This window comes from Pseudomonas baetica, assembly GCF_051216495.1.
Classification (GTDB): domain Bacteria; phylum Pseudomonadota; class Gammaproteobacteria; order Pseudomonadales; family Pseudomonadaceae; genus Aquipseudomonas; species Aquipseudomonas baetica_B.
This window is the reverse complement of sequence record NZ_JBPKAM010000055.1, coordinates 18,704-43,507: the sequence shown is the minus strand read 5'-3', so window position 1 is coordinate 43,507 and position 24,804 is coordinate 18,704. Positions and strand designations below refer to the sequence as shown.

Sequence of the window (24,804 nt, the reverse complement as noted above, 5' to 3'; positions counted from 1 at the left end):
CCTGCTCGCGAATGCAGTGTGTCAGGCAGTAGAGAAGTTGAATCCAACGACGCCTTCGCGAGCAGGCTCGCTCCCACATATAACAAGAACAACGCAGGAGGTTTCATGGAGTGGACCGCAGTCACCGAACACCGCGCCCAACTCGGCGAAGGTCCGTTCTGGGATGCCCCGACCCAGGCGCTGTATTGGGTAGACATCGCCGGCAAGCAAGCGCTGCGGCTGATCGGCGCCAACGTGCAGATCTGGCAGATGCCGGAGCACGTATCGGCGTTCATCCCCTGCGCAAGCGGCGATGCGCTGGTGACATTGAGCAGTGGCGTGTATCGGCTCGATCTGGATTCACCGGGGCTCGAACCGCGCCTGACCTTGTTCTGCGTCGCTGATCCGCAACCGGGCAACCGCGCCAACGAGGCCCGTTGTGATGCCTTCGGTCGGCTCTGGCTCGGCACCATGCAAAACAACATCGGTGAACAAGGCGAAGACTTGCCCATCGAGCGCCGCTCCGGCGGGTTGTTCCGCATTGATCGCGACGCCCGGGTGACGCCGTTGCTACGCGGCCTGGGCATTCCCAATACGCTGTTGTGGAGCGAAGACAGCACCGCCGTGTATTTCGGCGACAGCCTGGACGGCACCCTGTATCGGCATTTCATTCGCACCGACGGCAATCTTGAGCCCGCGCAGACCTGGTTCGGTCCCCATCGGCGCGGCGGTCCGGATGGATCGGCAATGGATGCCGAAGGCTATGTCTGGAATGCCCGGTGGGATGGCAGTTGCCTACTCAGATTGACGCCGGACGGCAAGGTCGATCGGGTGATCGAGCTGCCTGTCAGCCGTCCGACCAGTTGCGTGTTCGGCGATGCGGACCTGAAAACCCTGTACATCACCAGTGCCGCCAGCCCGCTCGAGCATCCGTTGGACGGCGCAGTGCTGGCGATTCGAGTCGATGTCCCTGGCAAGCCATGCATCCTGTTTGCAGGTTAGATCCCAAAATATGGGATGCAAAATTATATATTGAGATTTTTTGCGGGTCGGGTTTATAGTCGGCACCATCGTTCCACGCTCAGTTACACGCACTCACACTTAAAAAAACAAAACAGGTGAAGTGATGCAGCGATATGCCCCCGCACTCCTTGGCGGAGTCAGCGATTCAGACCGCCCCTATGCTGAAACGTTTTCGCGCCTGCCTGTTTCTTCTCCAAAGCTTTCTGACCGGACACCCACAGGAGTCCGGTTTTCGTCGTGCTTTCGTACAGGAGTCCTGATCCATGGCTGAACCTCTTACCTTGCCACCGGTGCCCGAACCGCCGAAGGGCGAGCGCCTGAAAAACAAAGTCGTGCTGCTGACCGGCGCCGCCCAAGGCATCGGTGAGGCCATCGTAGCGACCTTCGCTTCACAGCAAGCCAAGCTGATCATCAGCGATATCCAGGCCGAGAAAGTCGAAAAGGTGGCGGCGCATTGGCGGGACAAAGGCGCCGATGTCGTGGCGATCAAGGCCGATGTATCGCGTCAGGAGGACCTGCACGCCATGGCTAAACTGGCGGTCGAGCGTCATGGCCGCATCGACGTGCTGGTCAACTGCGCCGGCGTCAACGTGTTCCGCGACCCGCTGGAAATGACCGAAGAAGACTGGCGTCGCTGCTTCGCCATCGACCTCGACGGCGCCTGGTATGGCTGCAAGGCCGTGTTGCCGCAGATGATCGAGCAGGGCATCGGCAGCATCATCAACATTGCCTCCACCCATTCAAACCACATCATTCCGGGCTGCTTCCCGTACCCGGTGGCCAAGCACGGTCTGCTCGGCCTGACCCGTGCCCTGGGCATCGAATATGCGCCCAAGGGCATTCGCGTCAACGCCATCGCGCCGGGCTACATCGAAACCCAATTGAACGTCGATTATTGGAACGGCTTTGCCGACCCTCACGCTGAGCGTCAGCGTGCCTTCGACCTGCATCCGCCGCGGCGCATCGGTCAGCCGATCGAAGTGGCGATGACGGCGGTGTTCCTGGCCAGCGATGAAGCGCCGTTCATCAATGCCTCCTGTATCACCATCGATGGTGGGCGCTCGGTGATGTACCACGACTGAGTGTTCGGGATTTCAGGCGCACAGCTACGCCTGAAATCCAATCATCATACGATATGACTATTGGTAGTACGGTTTCGAAGAACGCTTTCAAAGAATGCTCACAAAAATAACAAGGAGTCAGCTTATGAATCGTCGTCATGCCATCCGTTCCCTGTGCGGTGCCGCTCTGGCGGTTACCGCTTTCAGTCTCAGCAGCACGCTGTTTGCAGCCGAGGAAGTGAAAATCGGTTTCCTGGTCAAGCAGGCCGAAGAGCCCTGGTTCCAGACGGAATGGGCGTTCGCTGAAAAGGCCGGGAAGGAGAAGGGCTTCACCCTGATCAAGATCGCCGTGCCGGACGGAGAGAAAACCCTCTCGGCCATCGACAGCCTGGCGGCCAATGGCGCCAAGGGCTTCGTGATCTGCCCGCCGGATGTGTCCCTGGGCCCTGCGATCATGGCCAAGGCCAAGCTCAACGATTTGAAAGTGATCGCTGTGGATGACCGTTTTGTCGACGCCAGTGGCAAGTTCATGGAAGACGTGCCGTACCTGGGCATGGCCGCCTTCGAAGTCGGTCAGAAGCAGGGCAGTGCCATGGCGGCTGAAGCGAAAAAACGCGGTTGGGACTGGAAAGACACTTACGCGGTGATCAACACCTACAACGAACTCGACACCGGTAAAAAGCGCACCGACGGTTCGGTCAAGGCGCTGGAAGATGCCGGCATGCCGAAGGATCACATCCTGTTCTCGGCCCTGAAAACCCTCGACGTACCGGGCAGCATGGACGCCACCAACTCGGCGCTGGTGAAACTGCCGGGCGCGGCGAAAAACCTGATCATCGGCGGCATGAACGACAACACCGTGCTGGGCGGCGTGCGCGCCACCGAAAGTGCCGGATTCGCCGCAGCGAACGTGATCGGCATCGGCATCAACGGCACCGACGCCATTGGCGAACTGAAGAAACCCGACAGCGGCTTCCACGGTTCGATGCTGCCAAGTCCGCACATCGAGGGCTACAACACCGCCAGCATGATGTACGAGTGGGTCACCACCGGCAAAGAGCCGGCGAAGTACACCGCCATGGACGACGTGACGCTGATCACCCGTGACAACTTCAAGCAGGAACTGGAAAAGATCGGCCTGTGGAACTGAAGGCCGGTTGATTTCATCGGCGGCCTCGGCAACGGGGCTGCCTGATCTGTGTGATGAGGTGGTTATGCACGCGCAAACACAAGTACAACAGCAGTCAGCAGGTGGCAGCTTGCGCTTCAACGGGATCGGCAAGACCTTTCCCGGCGTGAAGGCGCTGGACAACATCAACTTCGTCGCCCATCCGGGGCAGGTTCATGCCTTGATGGGCGAGAACGGCGCCGGCAAGTCGACGTTGCTTAAAATCCTTGGTGGCGCCTATATCCCGAGCAGCGGCACGTTGCAGATCGGCGAGCGAACGATGGACTTCAAGTCCACGGCCGACAGCATTGGCAGCGGTGTTGCCGTTATCCATCAAGAGCTGCACCTGGTGCCGGAAATGACCGTCGCCGAAAATCTTTTTCTCGGTCATCTGCCTGCAAGCTTCGGCCTGATCAATCGACGCACCTTGCGCCAGCAGGCGCTGGCCTGCCTCAAGGGCCTGGCCGACGAAATCGACCCGCAGGAGAAAGTCGGGCGCCTGTCCCTCGGCCAACGGCAACTGGTGGAAATCGCCAAGGCCTTGTCCCGTGGCGCCCATGTGATCGCTTTTGACGAGCCGACCAGCAGCCTGTCGGCGCGGGAGATCGATCGTTTGATGGCGATCATCGGTCGCCTGCGTGACGAGGGCAAAGTGGTGCTGTACGTCTCCCATCGCATGGAAGAAGTGTTCCGCATCTGCAACGCGGTAACCGTGTTCAAGGACGGTCGCTACGTGCGCACCTTCGAAGACATGGGCGAGCTGACCCACGATCAACTGGTCACCTGCATGGTCGGTCGCGATATCCAGGACATCTACGACTATCGTCCTCGCCCGCGTGGCGCAGTGGCGTTGAAGGTCGACGGCCTGCTCGGACCTGGCCTGCGCGAGCCGGTGAGTTTCGAGGCGCACAAAGGCGAGATCCTGGGGCTGTTCGGTTTGGTCGGCGCCGGTCGCACGGAGCTGTTTCGCCTGCTCAGCGGGCTGGAGCGCAACAGCGCCGGACGCCTGGAGCTGCGCGGCCATGAGCTGAAACTGCGCTCGCCCCGCGATGCCATTGCCGCCGGGATTTTGCTGTGCCCCGAGGACCGCAAGAAGGAGGGCATCATTCCGCTGGCCAGTGTCGCCGAGAACATCAACATCAGTGCCCGCAGCGCCCACGCCGGTCTTGGCTGCCTGATCCGCGGGCTCTGGGAAAAGGACAATGCCGACAAACAGATCAAGTCACTGAGGGTGAAGACGCCCCACGCCGGACAACCGATCAAGTTCCTGTCCGGTGGCAATCAACAGAAGGCGATCCTCGGTCGCTGGCTGTCGATGCCGATGAAAATCCTTCTGCTCGATGAGCCTACGCGAGGCATCGATATCGGTGCCAAGGCCGAGATCTACCAGATCATCCACAACCTGGCCGCCAGCGGCATCGCAGTGATCGTGGTGTCCAGCGACCTGATGGAAGTGATGGGCATTTCCGACCGCATCCTGGTGCTGTGCGAGGGCGCCATGCGCGGCGAACTGAGCCGCGAACAGGCCAATGAATCCAACCTGCTGCAACTGGCTTTGCCGCGCCAACGCGCTGACGGCGTGGCGAACTGAGAGGTGACTATGATGACGACCCAAAACGAAACCCTGCCGACCGCGCGCAAACCCCTGGACCTGCGGCGTTTTCTCGATGACTGGGTGATGCTGGCGGCAGCGGTGGGGATCTTCGTGCTCTGCACCTTGCTGATCGACAACTTCCTTTCGCCACTGAACATGCGCGGCCTGGGACTGGCGATTTCCACCACCGGCATCGCCGCGTGCACCATGTTGTATTGCCTGGCGTCCGGGCATTTCGACTTGTCGGTGGGCTCGGTGATTGCCTGTGCCGGCGTGGTGGCCGCGGTGGTGATGCGCGACACCAACAGCGTGTTCCTTGGCGTCAGTGCGGCCCTGGTGATGGGGCTGATCGTCGGACTGATCAACGGCATCGTGATCGCCAAGCTGCGGGTCAATGCGTTGATCACCACATTGGCGACCATGCAGATCGTGCGCGGTCTGGCTTACATCTTCGCCAACGGCAAAGCGGTAGGCGTGTCCCAGGAGTCGTTCTTCGTGTTCGGCAACGGCCAACTGTTCGGCGTGCCGGTCCCGATCCTGATCACCATCGTCTGCTTCCTGTTCTTCGGCTGGCTGCTCAACTACACCACCTACGGGCGCAACACCATGGCCATTGGCGGCAACCAGGAAGCGGCGTTGTTGGCGGGGGTCAACGTTGACCGGACCAAGATCATCATCTTCGCCGTACACGGGGTGATTGGCGCGCTGGCCGGGGTGATCCTGGCGTCGCGCATGACATCCGGCCAGCCGATGATCGGCCAGGGTTTCGAGCTGACGGTGATTTCGGCGTGCGTGTTGGGCGGGGTGTCGCTGAGTGGCGGGATCGGGATGATCCGGCATGTGATTGCCGGGGTGCTGATTCTGGCGATCATCGAGAATGCGATGAACCTGAAGAACATCGATACCTTCTACCAGTATGTGATTCGGGGTTCGATTTTGTTGCTGGCTGTCGTGATTGACCGCCTCAAACAGCGCTAACCCCGCAATTCCCTGTGGGAGCGGGCTTGCCCGCGAAGGCGTCGGCACATTCGCTATGTATGTGTCAGATAGATTGCTTTCGCGGGCAAGCCCGCTCCCACAGGTTAGGTGTTAATCCTCCCACCTTCCGTCACTTCCCCTAAATATCCCTTGCCCGCTCCGGGCCTTTTCCGGTATCAATTTGTACATGATTAGACAGGTACGATTCGACAAGAAACAAAGGGTGGTCGACGAACTCATCCGGCGCATTGAAAGCGGTCTCATGGAGGACGGTTTTCATCTGCCGGGCGAGCATCAGTTGGCTCAGGAATTCAAAGTCAGCCGAGGTACTTTGCGTGAAGCCCTGGCCGAATTGAAACGGCGCAATTACATCGCGACGCAAAGCGGGGTGGGCTCCATCGTCACGTTCGACGGTGTGGCGCTCGACCAGCGCAGCGGCTGGGCCCAGGCCCTGGCCGACAGCGGCGCGCTGGTCAATACCGAAGTGCTGCGGCTGGAGGCGGTGACCCGTCCTGACCTGTTGCCACGTTTCGGCACCGACCAATTCATTACCCTCGACCGTCGCCGCCGTTCCAACGACGGTACGCTGGTCTCCCTCGAACGCTCATTGATGCCCGCCTCCGGAGGCCTGGAAAGCCTTCCTCGGGTCGGTTTGATCGACAACTCCCTGACCATCACCCTGGCGGCCTACGGCTATATCGGTGAGCGCGGCGATCAATGGATCGGCGCCGAACCCCTGAATGCCGAAGACGCCGAACTGCTGGGGCGTCCGGCCGGCACGGTATTCCTCAAGGCTTTGCGCACCACCTACGACCGGCAAAACCGCTTCATGGAGCAGGTGGAAAGCTTGCTCGACCCTGTGCATTTCCGTATGCACCTGCAATTTGGAACCATGAAATGACTGCGCTCAACCGTGCCTTGGGCGCGTTCTACGGCCTGGCCCTGGGCGATGCCCTGGGCATGCCGACCCAATCTCTGAGCCGCGACGAAATCAGGGCGCGCTTCGGCAAAATCATCGACTTGCAAGACGCCGGTCCCCTTCAGCCGATTGCCGCCAACATGCCCAAGGGCTCGATCACGGACGACACCGAGCAGGCCGTTCTGGTTGGTCAGTTGTTGGTCGATGGCCAGGGACGGATCGAACCGGCGCTGCTCGCCCAACGACTGATCGAGTGGGAAGCCGAGATGCAGGCCAAGGGCTCGCAGGACCTGCTCGGCCCTTCGACCAAGCGCGCCATCGAGATGATCCTTGCCGGTCATTCGCCGGAAGAGGCGGGGCGCTATGGCACCACCAATGGTGCGGCGATGCGTATCACGCCGGTCGGAATTGCCGCGAATGTGGCCGATCCTGCGCGTTTCATCGACGCCGTGGTGCAGGCCTGCCAGGTCACCCACAACACCACCTTGGGCATCTCCAGTGCAGCGGCGGTGGCGGCGGTGGTCTCGGCCGGAATCAATGGCCTGGACCTGGGCGAGGCGTTGAACCTCGGCCAGCAAATGGCCCAGCAAGCGGAAAGCCATGGCCACTGGGTCGCCGGTGGACGCATCGCATCACGGATAAGCTGGGCAAGGACGATCAGCGTCGATAACGACAAGGCGATGCTCGCCGATCTGCTGTACGACGTGATCGGCACTTCGGTGGCCTCGCAGGAGTCGGTGGTGGTGTCGTTTGCCTTGGCCCAGCAAGTGGCCGTCGGCGAAATCGGCGCCTTCGAGTCGCTGTGCATGGCCGCGAGCCTGGGTGGCGACACCGATACCATCGCCGCGATTCTCGGGGCGATGCTGGGGGCTTGTCTGGGGCTTGAGAGTTGGCCGACGGCGATGATCGAGAAGGTCAAAGCGGTCAATGACCTGGAACTTGAGCCTTTGGTGAAAGGGCTTCTCGCCCTGCGCTGACTGGACTGACGCCTTCCCCTGTAGGAGCGAGTTCACTCGCGATGGACGTTAACGATAACGCAGGGTTCCTGATACCCCGCGTCGTTCTCAGGTCCATCGCGAGCATGCTCGCTCCTACAGGGGGCATTACTGACTGTAAAAATCTGATTTGCCCACAACCACAAGAATGGCAACAGGAGCATTTTCATGAGTTCATCGAACGCCGGGCAGAACGCCGGGCAACTGGAAACCCGTGGCATCGAACCGGTGCCGGAGGCCGAGTGCAATGGTCATCCGTTGCAACTGTTCTGGGTCTGGTTCGCCGCCAACATTTCCATCCTCGGCCTGCCGCTGGGTGCGACCCTCGTGGCCTTTCGCGGGTTGGCGATCTGGCAGGCGATCATCGTCGCCATCCTCGGTGCCGCCGGTTCCTTTGCGGTGGTCGGGATCATCTCCATTGCCGGTCGTCGCGGTCGCGCACCGAGCCTGACCCTGTCCCGTGCGATCTTCGGTGTGCGCGGCAATATCGGCCCGACCCTGGTGTCGCTGATGTCGCGTCTGGGCTGGGAAACGGTCAACACCACCACCGCTGCGTTCGTGCTGCTGTCGCTGTGTTCGATCCTGTTCGGTTCGCCGGTGGAAGCGAAAAGTGCGCCGCTGCTGACGCTGGTGTTCATCGCGATTTTCGTGCTGCTGACGTTGTCGGTGTCGGGCCTCGGTCACGCCACGCTGCTGGTGATCCAGAAGTGGGCGACCTATGTGTTCGGCGCGCTGAACATTCTGGTCGGCGGTTTCCTCTGCGCCACCATCGACTGGAGCGCGGTGTTCAATGCCACCCCTGCACCGATGAGCGCAATGATCATTGGCATCGGCACCATGGCGGCCGGCACCGGGATCGGTTGGGCCAACGCCGGCGCGGACATGTCACGCTATCAACACCGCAGCGTCAAGGCCGTGCGCCTGGTGGCGTCGGCGGCCTTTGGCGCGGGGATTCCGCTGGTGCTGTTGATCACCCTTGGCGGCCTTCTTTCAGTGGGCAACAACGACCTGGCATCGGCCACCGACCCGATCGTGGCGATCCGCGACATGCTGCCGACCTGGATGGCTGTGCCGTACCTGATCACCGCCTTCGGTGGCTTGCTACTGTCGAATAACCTGTCGGTGTACTCCGCCGGCCTGACCACGTTGACCCTGGGGCTGAAGGTCAAGCGCGTCTACGCCGTGGTGGTGGACATCGTCGCGATCTTCGCCGGTTCCATCTACTTCATGCTGATCGCCGACAGCTTCTACGGCCCGTTCATCACCTTCATTTCCCTGTTGGCGGTGCCGATCACCGCGTGGGTCGGGATCTTCGTGGTCGATCTGATCCACCGTCACTACTACAGCCCCAAGGACCTGCTGGACGTCAGCCCGAGCAGCGCCTACTGGTACCGCGGCGGCGTCGAATGGCGCGCGTTCGGTGCCTGGGCGGTGGCGATCGTGCTCGGTTTCAGCTTCACCACCATTGGCACCACGGCTGAAAACGTCTGGTTCAAGGGCTTCCTGTCCGACTCCTGGCTGGGGCACAACGGTCTTGGCTGGATCGTGACCTTTGTCGTCGCCGGTGGCCTTTATTTCGTACTCGGCGGGGCGAAGGATCGTCGTGCCGCGCTGGTTGAGAATGCTCATGCCTAAGTTGTTGTACACCGGCCAGGTCATCATCGACCTGGTCATGGCCGTGGACCAATTGCCCCAAGCGGGCGGCGACGTGCTGGCGCAATCGGCCAGTTTCGAAGCCGGTGGCGGTTTCAATGTGATGGCCGCCGCGCAGCGCAATGGCTTGCCGGTGGTCTATCTGGGCCGCCACGGTACCGGGCGTTTTGGCGATCTGGCCCGCGCTGCGATGCAGGCCGAAGGCATTCGTATCGGCATCGCTCATCCCGCCGAGCGCGATACCGGGTTGTGCGTGGCGATCACCGACGCCTCGGCCGAGCGCAGTTTCGTCTCCTACATCGGTGCCGAGGGCGAACTGACTGCCCAGGACCTGGCCAGTGTGGCAGCCGAGGCGGGGGACTACGTCTGCGTCAGCGGCTACAGCCTGCTGCATGTCGGCAAGGCGCAGGCGCTGGTGGACTGGGTGCTGGACCTGCCGAGCGACGTAAAGGTGGTGTTCGATCCGGGCCCCTTGGTGGATTCGCCGGATGCGCCGTTGATGAAAGCCTTGTTGCCGCGTATCGATCTATGGACCAGCAACAGCGTCGAGGCGCTGCGGTTTACCGGAGCGTCGCAGATCGATGAAGCGCTGGAGCGAATGGCCGAACATTTGCCGACCAAGGTGCTGATGGTGGTGCGCGACGGGCCGCAGGGTTGCTGGGTCAGTCAGGGTTCAGAACGTCGGCATGTGCCGGGCTTCAAGGTCGAAGCGGTGGACAGCAATGGCGCCGGCGATGCCCATGCCGGGGTGTTTGTGGCGGGATTGGCGCAAGGGTTGCTGCCGTTCGATGCGGCGCGCCGGGCGAATGCGGCGGCAGCACTGGCGGTGACTCGGTGGGGGCCGGCGACTTCGCCGGGGACAGCTGAAGTGGATGAGTTGATACGCAAGACTTTCGGCGCCTGATCAACCGCATTCGCGAGCAGGCTCGCTCCCACACTGGATCTGTGAACGACACAAATCCCCTGTGGGAGCGAGCCCGCTCGCGAAGGGGCCCTCTCGACAACAGACTCAGGCGTGTTGCAACGCCCTGGCCGTGGTCCGGCGCCAGATCAACCGACCCACGGTAATCAGCCAGTTGAGCGAAGCAACCGCCAGCACGGTCAGCAGCAATGTCGCCATCCCGTGTTCGACGATGATCTTCCCCGCCAGCAACGGAAAGCCAAACACGCCGATGAAGTACGACAGACTGAACAGCAGCAGGGACTGGGCGGTGGTGCCGCTTGGTGCTTCATTGGCGGCCAGGCCATTGATCACCGAATAGGTCAGTCCGTAACCGACCCCGAGCATCACCGCCGCGAGTACATAACTAAAACCGTCATCGACCATGAAGCCTAACATCAGGATCGAGCTCATCATCACGCCCGACAACAGGCACGATGCACGCAATGGATCGCGCTTGACCACGATGCCGGCGATCAACATGCGACTGCTGATCGCGGCACTCATGAAGCCAAGAAAGAACAGCGAATAGTCGAGTGAGCGTGCGGCGGCGTAGCTGGTCTGGAAACTCGACAGGCCTCCGAAAACACAGCCGCCGAGGCCGACCATGATGATTGGGAAGACGGCCCTGGACGACAGCACCTGGGTTGCCGCACGCCAGGAAATCCGTGAAACGGCCGTCGATTGCACCGAGGCGTTTTTCAAGTGGCGATCCAGTTGCCAGAACAGCACCACGCCGATCAGGCTGGCCAGCGCGGCCAGATAAAACGCTGCGGTCACGGGATAGCCCAAGGCACTTGCGGCGCGACCGAGCAAGGGGCCGCTGCCGATCCCGGTCATCATGCTGCCCGACAGCAAGGCAAAGTATTTGGTGCGCTGTGCAGGGGTGACCAGGCTCGCCACGATGATCGGCCCCAAGGTGTAGAACACCCCCCAACCCAATCCCAGCAAAAGGCCGAAAAACAGCAGCCAATGACCGAAGCCCGGCGTCATCGCAAAGCCCAGGCTGGCGGCCACCAGCAAGAGGCCGAACAGCGCCACGGAACGGGCCGCACCCAGCAGGTCGGACAGGTGACCGGACGCAATCACGGCGGCAAAGGTACTGAGCATCGCCGCCGAAATCACGGTACCGGCATCGTGCTCGTTACCGCCGCGCGAACCGATCAGCAGCGACAGCAAAAAGGTCGAACCATAGGACAGCGAGAGCAGGTAACTGGCCAGGCAAAAAAGGCCGAACAATTTGCCGGAGACACGGGGTGTTGCGGTAGACATGACGCGGTTCCTTGACCTGATAAATGCGCAGGGCATCTATCTAACACGCAACGCGTCAATGTTAGGTCCGAGGTTCACGATGCCAGGGTTAGCGATGACCGGAGTAAAGACCCAGATCCCTCTGTGGCGAGGGGATTTATCCCCGTTGGACTGCGCAGCAGTCCCGTCCCCTAGGGGCGACCGATATCTCCTGAAAGATCAGGTTGTTTGTTATTGGGGTTGCTGCGCAACCCAGCGGGGATAAATCCCCTCGCCACAATGAATTCCCAGGCCACAAGCAAGCGCCCTCGCCACAGGTCCTGCGTCGAATTAGTATGGCGTTTTCCATTTTCAGACAAGGCCCGTCCATGACGATCGAAATCCGCCCGGCGACTCCCAGTGATGCCCCGCAAATTCTCGCGTTCATCACTGAATTGGCCGACTACGAACGAGCACGCCATGAAGTCATCGCCAGCGTGGCCGACATCGAGCGCAGCCTGTTCAGCGAAGGCGCCACCGCCCATGGCTTGATCTGCCTGCGTGATGGCGTGGCGATCGGTTTCGCGATGTTCTTCTTCAGCTATTCCACCTGGTTGGGCAGCAACTGCCTGTACCTCGAAGACCTTTACATCACCCCGGAACAGCGCGGTGGCGGTGCAGGGAAAACCTTGTTGCGCCACCTGGCAAAGATCGCCTGCGCCAATGACTGCGGCCGCTTCGAATGGAGCGTGCTGGAGTGGAATACCCCGGCCATCGAATTCTACAAATCCCTGGGGGCGCAGCCGCAGGAGGAGTGGGTTCGGTATCGCATGGATGGCAAGGTGTTGCGCGAGTTCGCCGAAGGTAATTAATCGGCCTTAAAAGATCGCAGCCTTCGGCAGCGCCTACAGGGGAGCTGCCGAAGGCTGCGATCTTTTTTTGTCTTAATCCCAAAATATGGGATGTGTATTTATATATTGAGATTTTCACCCGTCCGGGTTTATAGTCCGCCTCACTCACTGCCAAAAACCAGAACAGGTGAAGCGATGCAGGCGCAATTGATCGCGCTCGATTGGGGAACAACCTCATTACGTGCTTACAAACTTGCCGAAGGCGGCCAGGTGCTCGAGCAGCGTTCGCTGTCGTCGGGGATCATGCAGTTGCCCAAGGCGCCGCGAATCATCGACGGTCGTGAATGCACCGACGGTTTTGAACTGGCTTTCGATGAGGCCTGCGGCGACTGGCTCGACGCCCAGCCCAATCTGCCGGTAATTGCCTGTGGCATGGTCGGCAGCGCCCAGGGCTGGCGCGAAGCGACCTACCGCGATACGCCGGCGAACGTCGCCAGTCTCGGCACCTCCCTGCAAACCGTGCGCAGCCTTCGGGGCGTCGACGTGCACATCGTGCCAGGGGTGATTCAACGGTCGAGCCTGCCCAATGTGATGCGCGGCGAAGAAACCCAAGTGCTCGGCGTGCTGCAAACCCTGTCGGGCGAAGCGGGCGCCGATCTGCTGATCGGCCTGCCGGGCAGCCATTCGAAATGGGTGGAAGTGAGCGATGGCTGCATCGTCCATTTCGATACCTTCATGACCGGCGAAGTTTTCGCCGTGCTCAGCGAACACAGCATTCTGGGGCGCACCCAGCAGCGTGGTGGGTCGTTCGATGGCGAAGCCTTCGATCGCGGCGTGCAGGTGGCGTTGTCGGCGGACGGCGAAATCGGTGTGCTGTCGACCCTGTTCAGCGCCCGTAGCCTGGGGCTGACCGGTGAACTGAGTGCCACGGCGCAGTCGGATTACCTGTCGGGCCTGCTGATCGGCCATGAACTGTCGGCCCTGGCCAACGTCCAGCGACGCCGCCGCAACAGCGTTCATTTGCCTTCGATCATCCTGATTGGCAATTCCCAACTTTGCACGCGTTACAGCCGGGCCCTCGACGCTTGTGGTTTTGCCCGGGTGACCCTGGCCGAGCAAGCCACCGAACGCGGCTTGTGGCAACTGGCGATTGCCGCCGGACTGGTTACTGCAACCCCATCCCGTTAAACCTGACTGGAGCCCTGACATGCTCAAACAAGCACTGGCGCAAAACGGTCTGATCGCGATCCTGCGCGGCCTGCGTCCGCAAGAGGCAGCCGCCATCGGAGAAGTCCTGTACGCGGCCGGATTTCGCGTCATCGAAGTGCCGCTCAATTCCCCCGAGCCGTACGACAGTATCCGCATCCTGCGCAGTACCTTGCCGGCCGATTGCCTGATCGGTGCGGGCACGGTGCTGACACCGGAGCAGGTCGAGCAAGTGAAGGCGGCGGGCGGCCAGGTGATCGTCATGCCCCACAGCGATCCCAAGGTGCTGCGCGCGGCGAAAGCAGCCGGCCTGTACCTGTCGCCGGGTGTTGCCACGCCGACCGAAGCCTTCGCGGCGCTGGCCGAAGGTGCGGACGTGCTGAAGATGTTCCCGGCCGAGCAGATGGGGCCGGCGGTCGTCAAAGCCTGGCTGGCGGTGCTGCCGGCGGGGACGATTTTGGCGCCGGTCGGCGGTATCACTCCGGACAACATGCAAGTGTTCATCGACGCTGGCGTCAAAGGTTTCGGCCTCGGTTCCGGCCTGTTCAAACCGGGCATGACCCCTGAGCAAGTGGCGGCCAATGCCAAGGCCTACGTCGCTGCCTGGAAAGCCCTTCGCTAAGACTTTTGGCGCTGCGTGCGCTGCATCTAACAAGAGAGACCGACAGATGAAAATCACCAAACTGACCACCTTCATCGTTCCGCCGCGCTGGTGCTTCCTCAAGGTCGAGACCGACGAGGGCGTCACCGGTTGGGGCGAGCCCGTGGTCGAAGGCCGCGCCCACACCGTGGCCGCCGCTGTCGAGGAATTGTCCGACTACCTGATCGGCAAAGACCCACGCAACATCGAGGATATCTGGACCGTGCTGTACCGCGGCGGCTTCTATCGCGGTGGTGCGATCCACATGAGTGCCCTGGCCGGTATCGACCAGGCCCTGTGGGACATCAAGGGCAAGGCGTTGGGGGTGTCGGTCAGCGATCTGCTGGGCGGTCAGGTACGGGACAAGATTCGCGTGTATTCGTGGATCGGCGGCGATCGTCCTGCCGATACCGCCCGTGCAGCGAAGGAAGCGGTCAGCCGTGGTTTCACTGCGGTGAAAATGAACGGCACCGAAGAATTGCAGTTCCTCGATACCTTTGAAAAAGTCGACCTGGCCCTGGCCAACGTCGCCGCCGTTCGTGACGCAGTGGGCCCGAACGTCGGCATCGGCGTCGACTTCCATGGCCGGGTGCACAAGCCCATGGCCAAGGTGCTGATGAAGGAACTCGACCCGTACAAACTGATGTTCATCGAAGAGCCGGTGCTCAGCGAAAACTATGAAGCGCTCAAGGAACTGGCGCCACTGACCAGCACGCCGATTGCCTTGGGCGAGCGCCTGTTTTCGCGCTGGGATTTCAAGCGTGTGCTGAGCGAAGGTTACGTCGACATCATCCAGCCCGATGCGTCCCACGCCGGTGGCATCACCGAAACCCGCAAGATCGCCAACATGGCCGAAGCCTACGATGTGGCGCTGGCCCTGCATTGCCCGTTGGGCCCGATTGCCCTGGCGGCGTGCCTGCAACTGGACGCGGCCTGCTACAACGCGTTCATCCAGGAGCAGAGCCTGGGCATTCACTACAACGAGAGCAACGACCTGCTCGATTACGTGAAAGACCCACGGGTGTTCGACTACGACCAAGGCTTCGTGAAAATCCCGAACGGCCCGGGCCTGGGCATAGAGATCAACGAGGAGTACGTGATCGAACGCGCGGCCGTCGGCCACCGCTGGCGCAACCCGATCTGGCGCCACGCCGATGGCAGCTTTGCCGAGTGGTGAGTGCCTGACACACCACTGAACCCTTGTGGGAGCCAGCCTGCTGGCGATTTGGTCGGCACATCCAGCCTTTATGGTGACTGACACACCGCTATCGCCAGCAGGCTGGCTCCCACAGTTTGATCTCCATGGATAGGGAGATCCTGCGTTCCATATCGACCTCAATAAACATAACAAGAGGCACCCCCCATGCAACCGCAAACCCTGACCGGGCAGGCGTCGTTGGTGACGCCCAGCCGCAAGCGGTTTTTCATCATGGTCCTGCTGTTCATCACCGTGGTGATCAACTACCTGGACCGCAGCAACCTGTCGATTGCCGCCCCGGCGCTGACCAGCGATCTGGGCATCGACCCGATTCACGTCGGCCTGATCTTCTCCGCGTTCGGCTGGACCTATGCCGCCATGCAGATTCCCGGTGGCTGGCTGGTGGACCGGGTGCCGCCGCGCATTCTGTACACCGCTGCACTGCTGCTGTGGTCGATCGCCACGGTGATGCTCGGTTTCGCCGCCAGCTTCATCGCGCTGTTCGTTCTGCGCATGGCCGTCGGTGCTCTGGAAGCGCCGGCGTATCCGATCAACAGCCGCGTGGTGACCACTTGGTTCCCCGAGCGCGAACGCGCCACGGCCATCGGTTTCTACACCTCCGGGCAGTTTGTCGGCCTGGCGTTTCTGACGCCGGTACTGGCCTGGCTGCAGCATGAATTTGGCTGGCACATGGTGTTCGTCACTACTGGTGCGGTGGGCATTCTCTGGGCCGCGATCTGGTACGCGGTGTATCGCGAACCCCGGGATTTCAAAGGCGCCAACGATGCGGAAATCGAGCTGATCCGCGAGGGTGGCGGTCTGGTGGACATTCAGTCGGAGCAGGCCAAGGTCAAAGCCAGGTTCAGCTGGACCGACCTGGGTATCGTGCTGAGCAAGCGCAAACTCTGGGGCATCTACCTCGGCCAGTTCTGCCTCAACTCGACCCTGTGGTTTTTCCTGACGTGGTTCCCGACCTACTTGGTGAAATATCGCGGCATGGACTTCATCAAGTCCGGTCTGTTGGCGTCGCTGCCGTTTCTCGCAGCCTTCATCGGCGTACTGTGCTCCGGGTTTTTCTCCGACTTCCTGATCCGTCGCGGCTGCACTGTCGGGTTTGCGCGCAAGTTGCCGATCATCAGTGGCTTGCTGATTTCCACCTCGATCATCGGCGCCAACTTCGTTGAGTCGACACCGCTGGTGATTGCCTTCCTGGCGTTGGCCTTCTTCGGCAACGGCCTGGCGTCGATCACCTGGTCGCTGGTATCGACCCTGGCGCCGGCGCGTTTGCTGGGGCTGACGGGTGGAGTGTTCAATTTCATCGGCAACCTGTCGGCCATCGCCACGCCGATTGTCATCGGCTTCCTGGCCTCAGGTGATTCCTTCGCTCCGGCGATCACCTATATCTCGGTTCTGGCGTTGATCGGTGCGCTTTCCTACATATTGCTGGTGGGCAAGGTCGAGCGGATCAAGTTGTAGTCGTGGCACGCGGGCGACCATAATGCCGCCCGTTCACTCGCTCAACGGTAAAGGCTGGATATGCAGGAAGACGCCCCAAAAATCGCCAAGGACGCCGCACCGACCGGCACCCAGACACTGCTTCGTGGCCTGGGTGTGGTTCAGGCTGTGGCCAGCGGCGCCCGCGATCTCAAGGAAATCGCCCGGCTGATCGGCACCACGCGCAGCACCACCCATCGTCTGGCCAGTTGCCTGGTGGACGAGCGCTATCTGCGGGTAGTGCCGCAAGTCGGCTATCTGTTGGGGCCAAAGCTGATCGAGCTGGGGTTTCAGGCGCGGGAAGAGTTGCCGCTGGTGACGTTGGCCGGGCCGTACCTGGATGAGTTGTCGGCACTGACCGGCGACACGATTCACCTGGCGATCCGCGAAGGCGATGAGGTGTTGTACCTGCACAAGAACCCCGGGCGCAATGGTCCGGAAATGCGTTCACGAGTCGGCCATCGCATGCCGCTGGCGCGCACCGGGATCGGCAAGGCGCTGATGCTCGACGACACACCGCAAGAGTGGCAACGGCTGTACGAAGTCAGCCTGCCTGCCGGTGGGAAAAATCAGTTCTGGCCACAGCATCCGGAGCAGTCCTGGGAACAGTTCCAGCAGCGCATGCTGGAATACGTGGCCGGGGGCTACGCCTTCGACCTGGAAGACAACGAACCGTCGATCCGCTGCGTGGCCGCGCCGATCCGCGATGCCAGCAAACGCATCGTCGCCGGCATCAGCATCGCCAGCACCGTGCCCTACATGCCGCTGGAAAAAATGGCCGAGCTGATTCCCCTGATCAAAGGGGTCACAGCGCGGCTGTCGGCAGAGCTTGGCCTGAAGGTGTAACTGAGAGTCAGCTTTCAGCTTTCTTCTCTGCCACTCCCAACTCTTTCAGGCGCTGATCGATCAGCTGACACTTGTCCGGCAGATCCTTCGAGGCCGTTTCCAAATCCATCTTCTGCAACTCATCGTTGATTTCCTTGGCCTTGACCGGGTTCTGCTCGGTCAGTTTGGTGACTTCCTTGGCCAGCTGTTCGCGCTTGGCGGTGGCTTCCTCCGGCGTGCAGGCCCAGACGGGCAGGGCGCAGGCGAGGGTCGCGGCGAGGGTGAGTTTCAGCAGGGTCTTCATCGGTCAGGCCTCGGTTCCGGGTAAGGCGGGTTAACCGGTTGAGGGCTGGTGAATGGAAAAAGTTCAGACACAGTAATGGGGCTGGGTAGCGGCAGCAGCTAAAAGACACCACCAACCTACTGTGGGAGCGAGCCTGCTCGCGAAAGCGGTGGGTCAGTCACCATCAATATTGACTGATCCAACGCCTTCGCGAGCAGGCTCGCTCCCACAAAGGTTCTGTGGCGCGGCCTTTATCCGGCATGACAGCAGCTGGATTTCTCTGCGTCCTCATATTTGTCGTGATGTCTCACCCACTCCATGATTTCCTCTTCATTGCGCCCCTTGGGCGTCAGGTCGAGGTAGTTGTAGGCGCCGACCAGCAGGTCCAGGCCACGGGCGTAGGTCGAGTAAGTGTGGAAAATCTCCCCCGCCTCGTTGCGATAAAACACGCTGAGCCCAGGGAGTTCTTCTTCGGCGCCGTCGGTTTTTTCGTAGTTGTAGGTAGCCTTGCCGGCGGCAACGTCTTCGGCCCGGGCCGTGACGCCAAAGTCGTAGTTGAAATCGCAACCGACCGATGACACCCAGTCGAATTTCCAGCCCATGCGCCGCTTGAAGGCCTGGAATTCGCCGTAAGGTGCATGGGAAACCGCGACGACGGCGACGTCGTGATGGGCCAGATGCTGGTTGGCACCGTCGATGTGGTCGGAGAGGAATGAACAACCGGGGCAGCCCTCGTCCCAGCCTTCGGCGAACATGAAGTGGTAGATAACCAATTGGCTGCGACCGCCGAACAGGTCGGCGAGTTTCAGTTCACCGTGGGGGCCCTGGAAGTGGTAGTCCTTGTCGATTTTCACCCAGGGCAGGGCGCGGCGTTCGGCGCTGAGCCTGTCCCGTTCCTTGGTAAATGCCTTTTCGTGGGCCAGGTGCTGTTTGCGGGCGACGAGCCATTCTTCCCGGGATACGACGGGATGATTCTGAATGTTCATGATGATTTCTCCTGCGAGGGGCGGGGAGGCGACTTTCACAGCCTAGTCGTTTGGCCCTTGCGCAATTCGACATACCGCCGGTCGGTCGCGAGAGAAAGCCGGGCTGAAGGCTTGACCGTGAACAGAGTACCTACAGGTGTAGCGTTTAACCCTGTTTCGCCGCTTTCAGGCATTTCAAATCACTGAAGTCCTTCCTGACACCCTCGATTTTCGTCAGCAACCGCTCACGTTGCTGTGGGGTGCTCTGAGCCATCAAATCCACGAACAATGAACGCGCCTGGGCTTCGGTCCTGGTGAAAGCCTGACGGTACTCGGGTGTCCACAGGCGCTCACGATTCACCAGAAGTGTCTCGATGCGTTGTGGGAATTGCGGGCCATGTCTTTGCTCCACGGCCGCACTGAACTGCTTCTGCCAATGGACCCGATTGGCCAGCCACTGGGTATTCTGGTCACCCAAGGCATTGGACCATGCGACGACACGCTGTTGTTGTGGGGGGCTGAGTGGACCTAACCAGTCATTCAGGCGTTTTTCCATGCGCTCGCCGCGCTGCTTGATCTGCTGGTCGAGGGTTGGCTTGAGGTATTGCTCCCGGCGTTTGCGCTGGTCCTTGGCGAAGGCCTCGTTCATTTCAGCGACCTGCTTGTCATCCAGTCCTTGCAGCAACTCGATGGCTGACGGGGTGATTTCCCGGGCGGTCTCGGCGATCGCCTGCTCGGCCTCTTCGGTACGGGCTTGCAGGGCGGTATCGGTAACCTGATTGGTCGCGATCATGGTTTGCAAGCGGTCCAGCCAGTCGAGGTAGCCGGGCATTTGCGTGGTGCAATGCCAGCTCAGGTGTTCTTTCAGGCGTGAACTGAACCAGCCTTTTTGCTCGCCGTTCATGTCCAGGTAATCGCTGAGCGTCCAGGGGATGATCACGTCGAGGTTGCGGTAGGCCAGGCCCATGCGGTTGCACGCGCCGAGGGCGAGGGTGACGGTGAGCACGAAGGCGATGTGTTTCAACCAGCGCGACATGGGCGAATCCTTGCGAAAGCCTGGCTTCGGGGTCTGATTCTCATGTGAACGCAGGATGAACCCGGCAGTTCAGCCGATCAATAGAAGGCGCGTTCGGCCTTGAGGGTCACCAAGCCGTCGCACTGGCTGTTGTGCCCGGAATAGGCTGAGCAATAACTGCCGCTGAGGCTGGAGTCGCTGTAGATCAGATCGAGGTCGATACCCATGAAGGGGCGGGACAATCTCAGCGACCAATCGGTAAAACTGCCTACGTAGCCATCGTCCACAGCCACCGGTGTGTTCAACCGGTGGGTGGTGTACTTCATGCTGATACCGATGCCGAACGGCTGATTGCCGCTCAGGTCGGCGAATAGGGTGTTGTTGCGTTTGTCCGGATCATTGCTGAAAGCGACACCGAAACGGCTGCCCAGCAGGGTCAGGCCGCCGAAGATCTCCTGGCTGTCGAGGGTGTCCACTTCGGGGTAGCTGTAATGGATGACGCCCACTTCGTAGCCGAGGGTTTGGTCGAAAGGTTGTTTGAACCCAGCGTAGGAATCGATTTCCAGATTGTTTCCCGGACTGATGCCCAGGCTGGGTGACCATTGGCCAACATAGAAGCCGCTGTCATGGGTCAGATCCAGGCCTCCGTGGAATGAGCCCACCGCTGACGGTTTGACCAGGCCCTGGGCCATGCTGCGACTGGGACTGGTGCCGAGCTTGAGATCGAAATCCCCCAGCTCGCGCTGAAAGACCTGTCCGTGCGCCATCGGACATGCCAGGGTAAAAGCCAGCAACAATGAGCAGGAAAGTTTGAGCATGCGTCACTCCTTGGCTGCGATCACAGGTTTGAAAACCTGTTGAAACGCTTGATCCAGACGCGTGCAAGGATACCGCGAATGCCCGGATTCGGGGACCGTTCGTCGACTTTTACGGAATTGAATGGATAGCGGCGAGGGTGTTCGTTGAGTCCAGCCCAAGCGCTTCGAAGCTCAAAGCGCTTGTGGACCAGTTGAGGCAGGGGGGCTTACTTTTTTCCCAGCGAAATCTGCTTGGACGGGCCGAAAGTCTGGCCGCTGACGCCCTTGGCAATTTGCTGGATTTCACCGCCGGACTTGAGGAACGCAGCGATCTGGTCGTTGATCGATTCGCTGGTTTCGACGGCTGGAGCTGGCTTTGCTTTGCTGTTGGATGCTTTTACGCGCATGGCGGCCATTAACCTGTAGAAAATTAATTTGGCCAGCCATCGTACAGGAATTGCCCGCAATTTGCTTGGTAAATATCCCATGAATAATTGACGACAGGAGTAGGATAAAGGGCTGATTATTATTTTCAGAGTTCCCTAAGTCGCTGTTTTAAATAAAAACGTGTCTTGGAAAAACAGCGATTTGTGCCCGGAGGGCAGCGAAGAAAATCGAGGGGCTGGTCTGACGAGCGGCCGATCGCTGGAGCGAAACCCAAGGAAAATTAAGGCCTTCACGGGATTTTCTCACGGCAACGGACCGACCACCGAACGCGGTGCGCAAAACCGGGTAGAATGCCGCCCACGTAATGAGGGTATTGGACATGGCTTTAGTCGGGCGTTATAACAGTTTGCAAGTGGTTAAACACACTAACTTCGGTTTATATCTGGACGGTGGTGCGGATGGCGAAATTCTTTTGCCTAATCGTTATATCCCAAAAGATATTCCCAGCGAAGATGAAGACTGGCTAAACGTTTTTGTTTATCTGGACAGCGATGACAAACTTATCGCAACTACCGAGAAGCCGAAAGTTCAAGTAGGTGAATTCGCCAGTTTGAAAGTTGTTGAAGTCAACAGCATCGGCATATTCCTCGATTGGGGGCTGCCGAAGGATCTGTTGCTGCCGTTTTCGGAAGAAAAGCGCCAGATGAAGGCCGGCGAGTATGTCGTGGTGCATGTCTACCTCGACAAGCACACCCGCCGCATCACCGCCACGGCCCGCCTGGACCGCTATCTGGACAAGACCCCGGCCAACTACACCGCGGGCCAGGAGGTTGACCTGCTGGTTGCCGAAGCAACCGACATGGGCTTCAAGGCGATCATCAATAACAAGCACTGGGGCCTGATTCACAAGAACGAAATCTTCAAGTTCATGCGCGCGGGCAAGGAAGAGAAAGGCTTCATCAAGGAAGTTCGTGCCGACGGCAAGATCAGCCTGAGCCTGCAACCGGTTGGCCAGGAAGCGGTCACCAGCCTGAACTCGAAGATCCTCGCCAAGTTGCGCGAGAACAATGGCACCCTGCCGGTCAGCGACAAGAGCGACCCGACGCTGATCAGCAGCATGTTTGGCGTCAGCAAGGGCAACTTCAAGAAAGCCATCGGTGCGTTGTACAAGAACGGCCAGATCGTTATTCATGCCGATCGTATTGAATTGACCTGACACCACCCCTTGTAGGAGCGAGCTTGCTCGCGATGGAGGTGAACGATCACGTGGACTGTCAGATGCCCCGTGGTGCTCTGAAGTCCATCGCGAGCGAGCTCGCTCCTACAAGGGACAATTTCTGTCTTTCTGGTTAATAATCGCCAACATCCTTTCTCGCCCCGGCCCCTGCGTCGGGGTTTTGCTTTTGACGGTCGAGTCTCTGCCATGGATTGTTCGAACGAGGTTTTCCAATGAGCGCCACCCGGCGTAGCACCGATGGTTTTGCCCTGCAAGTGATGCTGGGGTTGTGCCTGGTCTGGGGTGTTCAGCAGGTCATGATCAAGTGGGCGGCACCCGACATCGCACCGGTCATGCAGGCGGCCGGGCGTTCGGGTATCTCTGCGTTGCTGGTGGGGGGGGTGATCTGCTGGAAGGGCGGTTGGGATCAGGTAGGTAGCACGTGGCGCGGCGGCCTGTTGGCCGGTGCCTTGTTCGGTCTGGAGTTCTTCTTCATTTCCGAAGGGCTGCAATTGACCACGGCAGCGCATATGTCGGTGTTCCTCTATACCGCACCGATTTTCACCGCGCTGGGCGTGCACTGGCTGTTGCCGAGCGAGCGTTTGCGGCCCGTGCAATGGCTGGGAATCTTCCTCGCCTTTGTCGGCATCGCCATTGCGTTTGCCGGTGGCATGTCCTGGGACAACCTCGATTACCGCCTGTTGATGGGCGATGCACTGGGCGTACTGGCCGGTGCGGCCTGGGGCGCGACGACGGTTGTGGTGCGGGCTTCGCGGCTGTCGGAAGCGCCGGTCACCCTGACCTTGTTCTACCAGTTGATCGTCGGTTTCGTCGGCCTGCTGTTGATCGCGCTGCTCAGCGGCCAGATCACCCACGTCAGTTTGACGAGTGTGACGGTGACCAGTGTGCTGTTCCAAGGGGTGGTGGTGTCGTTCTTCAGCTACCTGGTCTGGTTCTGGCTGTTGCGCCGTTACCTGGCCGCAAACCTGGCCGTGTTTTCGTTCATGACGCCGTTGTTCGGCGTCACGTTCGGCGTGGTGTTGCTGGGGGAAAAACTGACCCTGAATTTTGTCATCGGCGCGGTGTTGGTGCTGTTGGGTATCACCTTTGTCAGCGCTGAACAGTGGGTGCGCCGCCGTTTGCGCAAAGCGCTGGGGCAGTCCTGAGCGGAGCGAGCGACAAACTGCCGGCGATCAGCAGGCCAACACCGGCAATCACCAGTGCAGGTTGCAAGCCGCCACTGAAATGACTGCTCAATGACGCCAGCAACGGGCCGCTGAGCTGCCCCACGGCGAAGCAGGCGGTCAGCAGCCCTGCGTTGCGCTGGCTGGCCTGGGGCGCCAGTTCCCGGGAGCGCTGCATCACCAGTTGCATGCAGGCCAGGAACGGCGTGCCACACAGGATCACCCCCAAGGCCAGTCCCGCCGCGTTGCCCAACAGGCAGGCGAAGACCCCGGCCGCTTGCATCCACAAGGTCGCCGTCAACCATTGACGGGTCGTGTGGGCGCTTTGCCGGCGCTGGCTCACCAATACCACTCCGGTCGCCGCCGCAAGGCCGAAGCAGGGCCAGAACAGATCCGCTTGCCATTGGCCATCGAACTGCGCGTTGGCCATCTGCGACAGGAATGTTGCCGGGATGATGTAACCCACGCCATACAACGCATAGACCACGCTCAAACGGCCGATGCCCCGGTTGCCCGATGGGGGGACGTTGATGGCGGCAGCTACGCTCACGGGCGGTTGCGGCAGGATGCGCACAACCCCCAGCAGCATGAGCAGGGCGACCACGGCATACACCAGCCATAAGGTGGCGGACGTCTGGCCCAGCAGGTTCGAGCCCAAGGCCAACAACCCCGTCAGAAAAATCCCCAGGCCTGGTCCGGCAAAGACCAGCGCACCGAGGCGTGGGCGTCCCATGGCAGTCGCCAACGGCTGGCTCAGGGCGGTGATCATCACCAGCACCCAGGCGCTGGCCACACCAGTCCCGAAGCGCAGGATCAGGTGCGACCAAAAGCCGTGAGCCCAGAACGAGGCGAGCGTCAGCAGCACACACAACCACAAACCGCCCAGCAGGCGGCGTCGGACTTGCGCGGGATGGCGGGAGAGCATCGCATCCACGGCACCGATGAAGTAACCGAGGTAATTGGCGGCGGCGATGAACCCGGCGGCGGTGAGATCAATCTGACCTTCGCTGATCAGGTGCGGTAATTGCGGTGTCAGGGCGAAACGGCCGATGCCCATGGCCATCATCAGGGCGATAAAACTGGCGAACAAGCGAATCAAGGGAGACATGGTCGAGATTCCGGTACGGGTTTTAATGACCGTCAGGCTAAGATCGATTGACTTTCTTTAAAAATGAATAATATTGAGAAACTTGTTCTTGTTTG

At 60.5% G+C, this 24,804-nt stretch carries 24 protein-coding genes; 17 read left to right on the top strand and 7 right to left on the bottom strand.

What is annotated here, in order from left to right:
* Window positions 1–105 precede the first annotated feature (105 nt).
* The 9 genes from ACSFE6_RS19445 (at window position 106) to ACSFE6_RS19405 (ending at window position 10,274) form a co-directional block, all read left to right on the top strand.
* Window positions 106–981 (top strand): SMP-30/gluconolactonase/LRE family protein, encoded by an 876-nt coding sequence (locus tag ACSFE6_RS19445; RefSeq protein WP_435429109.1) that lies wholly within the window; start codon window positions 106–108, stop codon window positions 979–981.
* A gap of 284 nt (window positions 982–1,265) precedes the next feature.
* Window positions 1,266–2,084 (top strand): SDR family oxidoreductase, encoded by an 819-nt coding sequence (locus tag ACSFE6_RS19440; RefSeq protein WP_435429108.1) that lies wholly within the window; start codon window positions 1,266–1,268, stop codon window positions 2,082–2,084.
* Window positions 2,085–2,208: 124 nt separating this feature from the next.
* Window positions 2,209–3,213 carry a substrate-binding domain-containing protein gene (locus ACSFE6_RS19435; RefSeq protein WP_435429107.1) on the top strand — a complete coding sequence of 335 codons (1,005 nt, stop codon included), beginning with the start codon at window positions 2,209–2,211 and terminating at the stop codon, window positions 3,211–3,213.
* 64 nt (window positions 3,214–3,277) lie between these two features.
* Window positions 3,278–4,822 (top strand): L-arabinose ABC transporter ATP-binding protein AraG, encoded by a 1,545-nt coding sequence (gene araG, locus ACSFE6_RS19430; protein WP_435429106.1) that lies wholly within the window; start codon window positions 3,278–3,280, stop codon window positions 4,820–4,822.
* A gap of 12 nt (window positions 4,823–4,834) precedes the next feature.
* Window positions 4,835–5,803, top strand: a complete 969-nt coding sequence (araH, locus tag ACSFE6_RS19425; RefSeq protein WP_433741331.1) for an L-arabinose ABC transporter permease AraH — start codon at window positions 4,835–4,837, stop codon at window positions 5,801–5,803.
* A gap of 187 nt (window positions 5,804–5,990) precedes the next feature.
* Window positions 5,991–6,704, top strand: a complete 714-nt coding sequence (locus tag ACSFE6_RS19420) for a GntR family transcriptional regulator (protein ID WP_435429105.1) — start codon at window positions 5,991–5,993, stop codon at window positions 6,702–6,704.
* Window positions 6,701–7,699, top strand: coding sequence for an ADP-ribosylglycohydrolase family protein (locus ACSFE6_RS19415; RefSeq protein ID WP_435429104.1), 999 nt, complete (start codon window positions 6,701–6,703; stop codon window positions 7,697–7,699). The genes ACSFE6_RS19420 and ACSFE6_RS19415 overlap by 4 nt, the downstream gene beginning before the upstream one ends.
* A gap of 186 nt (window positions 7,700–7,885) precedes the next feature.
* Window positions 7,886–9,352, top strand: a complete 1,467-nt coding sequence (locus ACSFE6_RS19410) for a purine-cytosine permease family protein (RefSeq protein WP_435429103.1) — start codon at window positions 7,886–7,888, stop codon at window positions 9,350–9,352.
* Complete coding sequence (locus tag ACSFE6_RS19405) at window positions 9,345–10,274, top strand: PfkB family carbohydrate kinase (protein ID WP_435429102.1); 930 nt, start codon at window positions 9,345–9,347, stop codon at window positions 10,272–10,274. The genes ACSFE6_RS19410 and ACSFE6_RS19405 overlap by 8 nt, the downstream gene beginning before the upstream one ends.
* A gap of 105 nt (window positions 10,275–10,379) precedes the next feature.
* Here ACSFE6_RS19405 and ACSFE6_RS19400 read toward each other — a convergent pair whose 3' ends face one another.
* Window positions 10,380–11,582: an MFS transporter gene (locus tag ACSFE6_RS19400; RefSeq protein WP_435429101.1), complete on the bottom strand. Its 1,203-nt coding sequence runs from the start codon at window positions 11,580–11,582 to the stop codon at window positions 10,380–10,382.
* Window positions 11,583–11,929: 347 nt separating this feature from the next.
* Here ACSFE6_RS19400 and ACSFE6_RS19395 point away from each other — a divergent pair, with 347 nt between their 5' ends.
* The 6 genes from ACSFE6_RS19395 (at window position 11,930) to ACSFE6_RS19370 (ending at window position 17,775) form a co-directional block, all read left to right on the top strand.
* On the top strand, window positions 11,930–12,412 hold the full coding sequence (locus ACSFE6_RS19395; protein WP_435429100.1) for an N-acetyltransferase family protein: 483 nt from the start codon (window positions 11,930–11,932) through the stop codon (window positions 12,410–12,412).
* A gap of 174 nt (window positions 12,413–12,586) precedes the next feature.
* Window positions 12,587–13,579 carry a 2-dehydro-3-deoxygalactonokinase gene (locus tag ACSFE6_RS19390; protein WP_435429099.1) on the top strand — a complete coding sequence of 331 codons (993 nt, stop codon included), beginning with the start codon at window positions 12,587–12,589 and terminating at the stop codon, window positions 13,577–13,579.
* Window positions 13,580–13,598: 19 nt separating this feature from the next.
* A complete protein-coding gene (locus tag ACSFE6_RS19385) occupies window positions 13,599–14,219 on the top strand; it encodes a 2-dehydro-3-deoxy-6-phosphogalactonate aldolase (RefSeq protein ID WP_435429098.1) in 621 nt (206 codons plus the stop codon).
* A 46-nt stretch (window positions 14,220–14,265) separates the two neighbouring features.
* Window positions 14,266–15,414 (top strand): galactonate dehydratase, encoded by a 1,149-nt coding sequence (dgoD, locus tag ACSFE6_RS19380; protein ID WP_016770960.1) that lies wholly within the window; start codon window positions 14,266–14,268, stop codon window positions 15,412–15,414.
* Window positions 15,415–15,600: 186 nt separating this feature from the next.
* Entirely contained in the window at window positions 15,601–16,911 is a 1,311-nt protein-coding gene (locus tag ACSFE6_RS19375; protein ID WP_435429097.1) for an MFS transporter, read from the top strand.
* A 60-nt stretch (window positions 16,912–16,971) separates the two neighbouring features.
* Entirely contained in the window at window positions 16,972–17,775 is an 804-nt protein-coding gene (locus tag ACSFE6_RS19370) for an IclR family transcriptional regulator (RefSeq protein ID WP_433739294.1), read from the top strand.
* 7 nt (window positions 17,776–17,782) lie between these two features.
* On the opposite strand, the gene ACSFE6_RS19365 is transcribed toward ACSFE6_RS19370, so the two are convergent.
* The 5 genes from ACSFE6_RS19365 to ACSFE6_RS19345 all read right to left on the bottom strand — a co-directional run bounded on the left by ACSFE6_RS19365 (window position 17,783) and on the right by ACSFE6_RS19345 (window position 21,230).
* Window positions 17,783–18,058: a hypothetical protein gene (locus tag ACSFE6_RS19365; RefSeq protein ID WP_435429096.1), complete on the bottom strand. Its 276-nt coding sequence runs from the start codon at window positions 18,056–18,058 to the stop codon at window positions 17,783–17,785.
* 230 nt (window positions 18,059–18,288) lie between these two features.
* Window positions 18,289–19,023: a DUF899 domain-containing protein gene (locus tag ACSFE6_RS19360; protein ID WP_435429095.1), complete on the bottom strand. Its 735-nt coding sequence runs from the start codon at window positions 19,021–19,023 to the stop codon at window positions 18,289–18,291.
* A 145-nt stretch (window positions 19,024–19,168) separates the two neighbouring features.
* Window positions 19,169–20,038: a DUF6279 family lipoprotein gene (locus ACSFE6_RS19355; RefSeq protein ID WP_435429094.1), complete on the bottom strand. Its 870-nt coding sequence runs from the start codon at window positions 20,036–20,038 to the stop codon at window positions 19,169–19,171.
* Window positions 20,039–20,115: 77 nt separating this feature from the next.
* Window positions 20,116–20,835, bottom strand: a complete 720-nt coding sequence (locus tag ACSFE6_RS19350; protein WP_435429093.1) for a TorF family putative porin — start codon at window positions 20,833–20,835, stop codon at window positions 20,116–20,118.
* Between the two features lie 206 nt (window positions 20,836–21,041).
* A complete protein-coding gene (locus ACSFE6_RS19345; protein ID WP_016702300.1) occupies window positions 21,042–21,230 on the bottom strand; it encodes a hypothetical protein in 189 nt (62 codons plus the stop codon).
* A 350-nt stretch (window positions 21,231–21,580) separates the two neighbouring features.
* Here ACSFE6_RS19345 and ACSFE6_RS19340 point away from each other — a divergent pair, with 350 nt between their 5' ends.
* Both ACSFE6_RS19340 and ACSFE6_RS19335 read left to right on the top strand, forming a co-directional pair.
* Entirely contained in the window at window positions 21,581–22,417 is an 837-nt protein-coding gene (locus ACSFE6_RS19340) for a CvfB family protein (RefSeq protein WP_435429092.1), read from the top strand.
* 233 nt (window positions 22,418–22,650) lie between these two features.
* Complete coding sequence (locus ACSFE6_RS19335; protein WP_435429091.1) at window positions 22,651–23,583, top strand: DMT family transporter; 933 nt, start codon at window positions 22,651–22,653, stop codon at window positions 23,581–23,583.
* Here ACSFE6_RS19335 and ACSFE6_RS19330 read toward each other — a convergent pair.
* Window positions 23,528–24,709 carry an MFS transporter gene (locus tag ACSFE6_RS19330; protein ID WP_435429090.1) on the bottom strand — a complete coding sequence of 394 codons (1,182 nt, stop codon included), beginning with the start codon at window positions 24,707–24,709 and terminating at the stop codon, window positions 23,528–23,530. The two genes, ACSFE6_RS19335 and ACSFE6_RS19330, sit on opposite strands and share 56 nt — an antisense overlap.
* Window positions 24,710–24,804 lie beyond the last annotated feature (95 nt).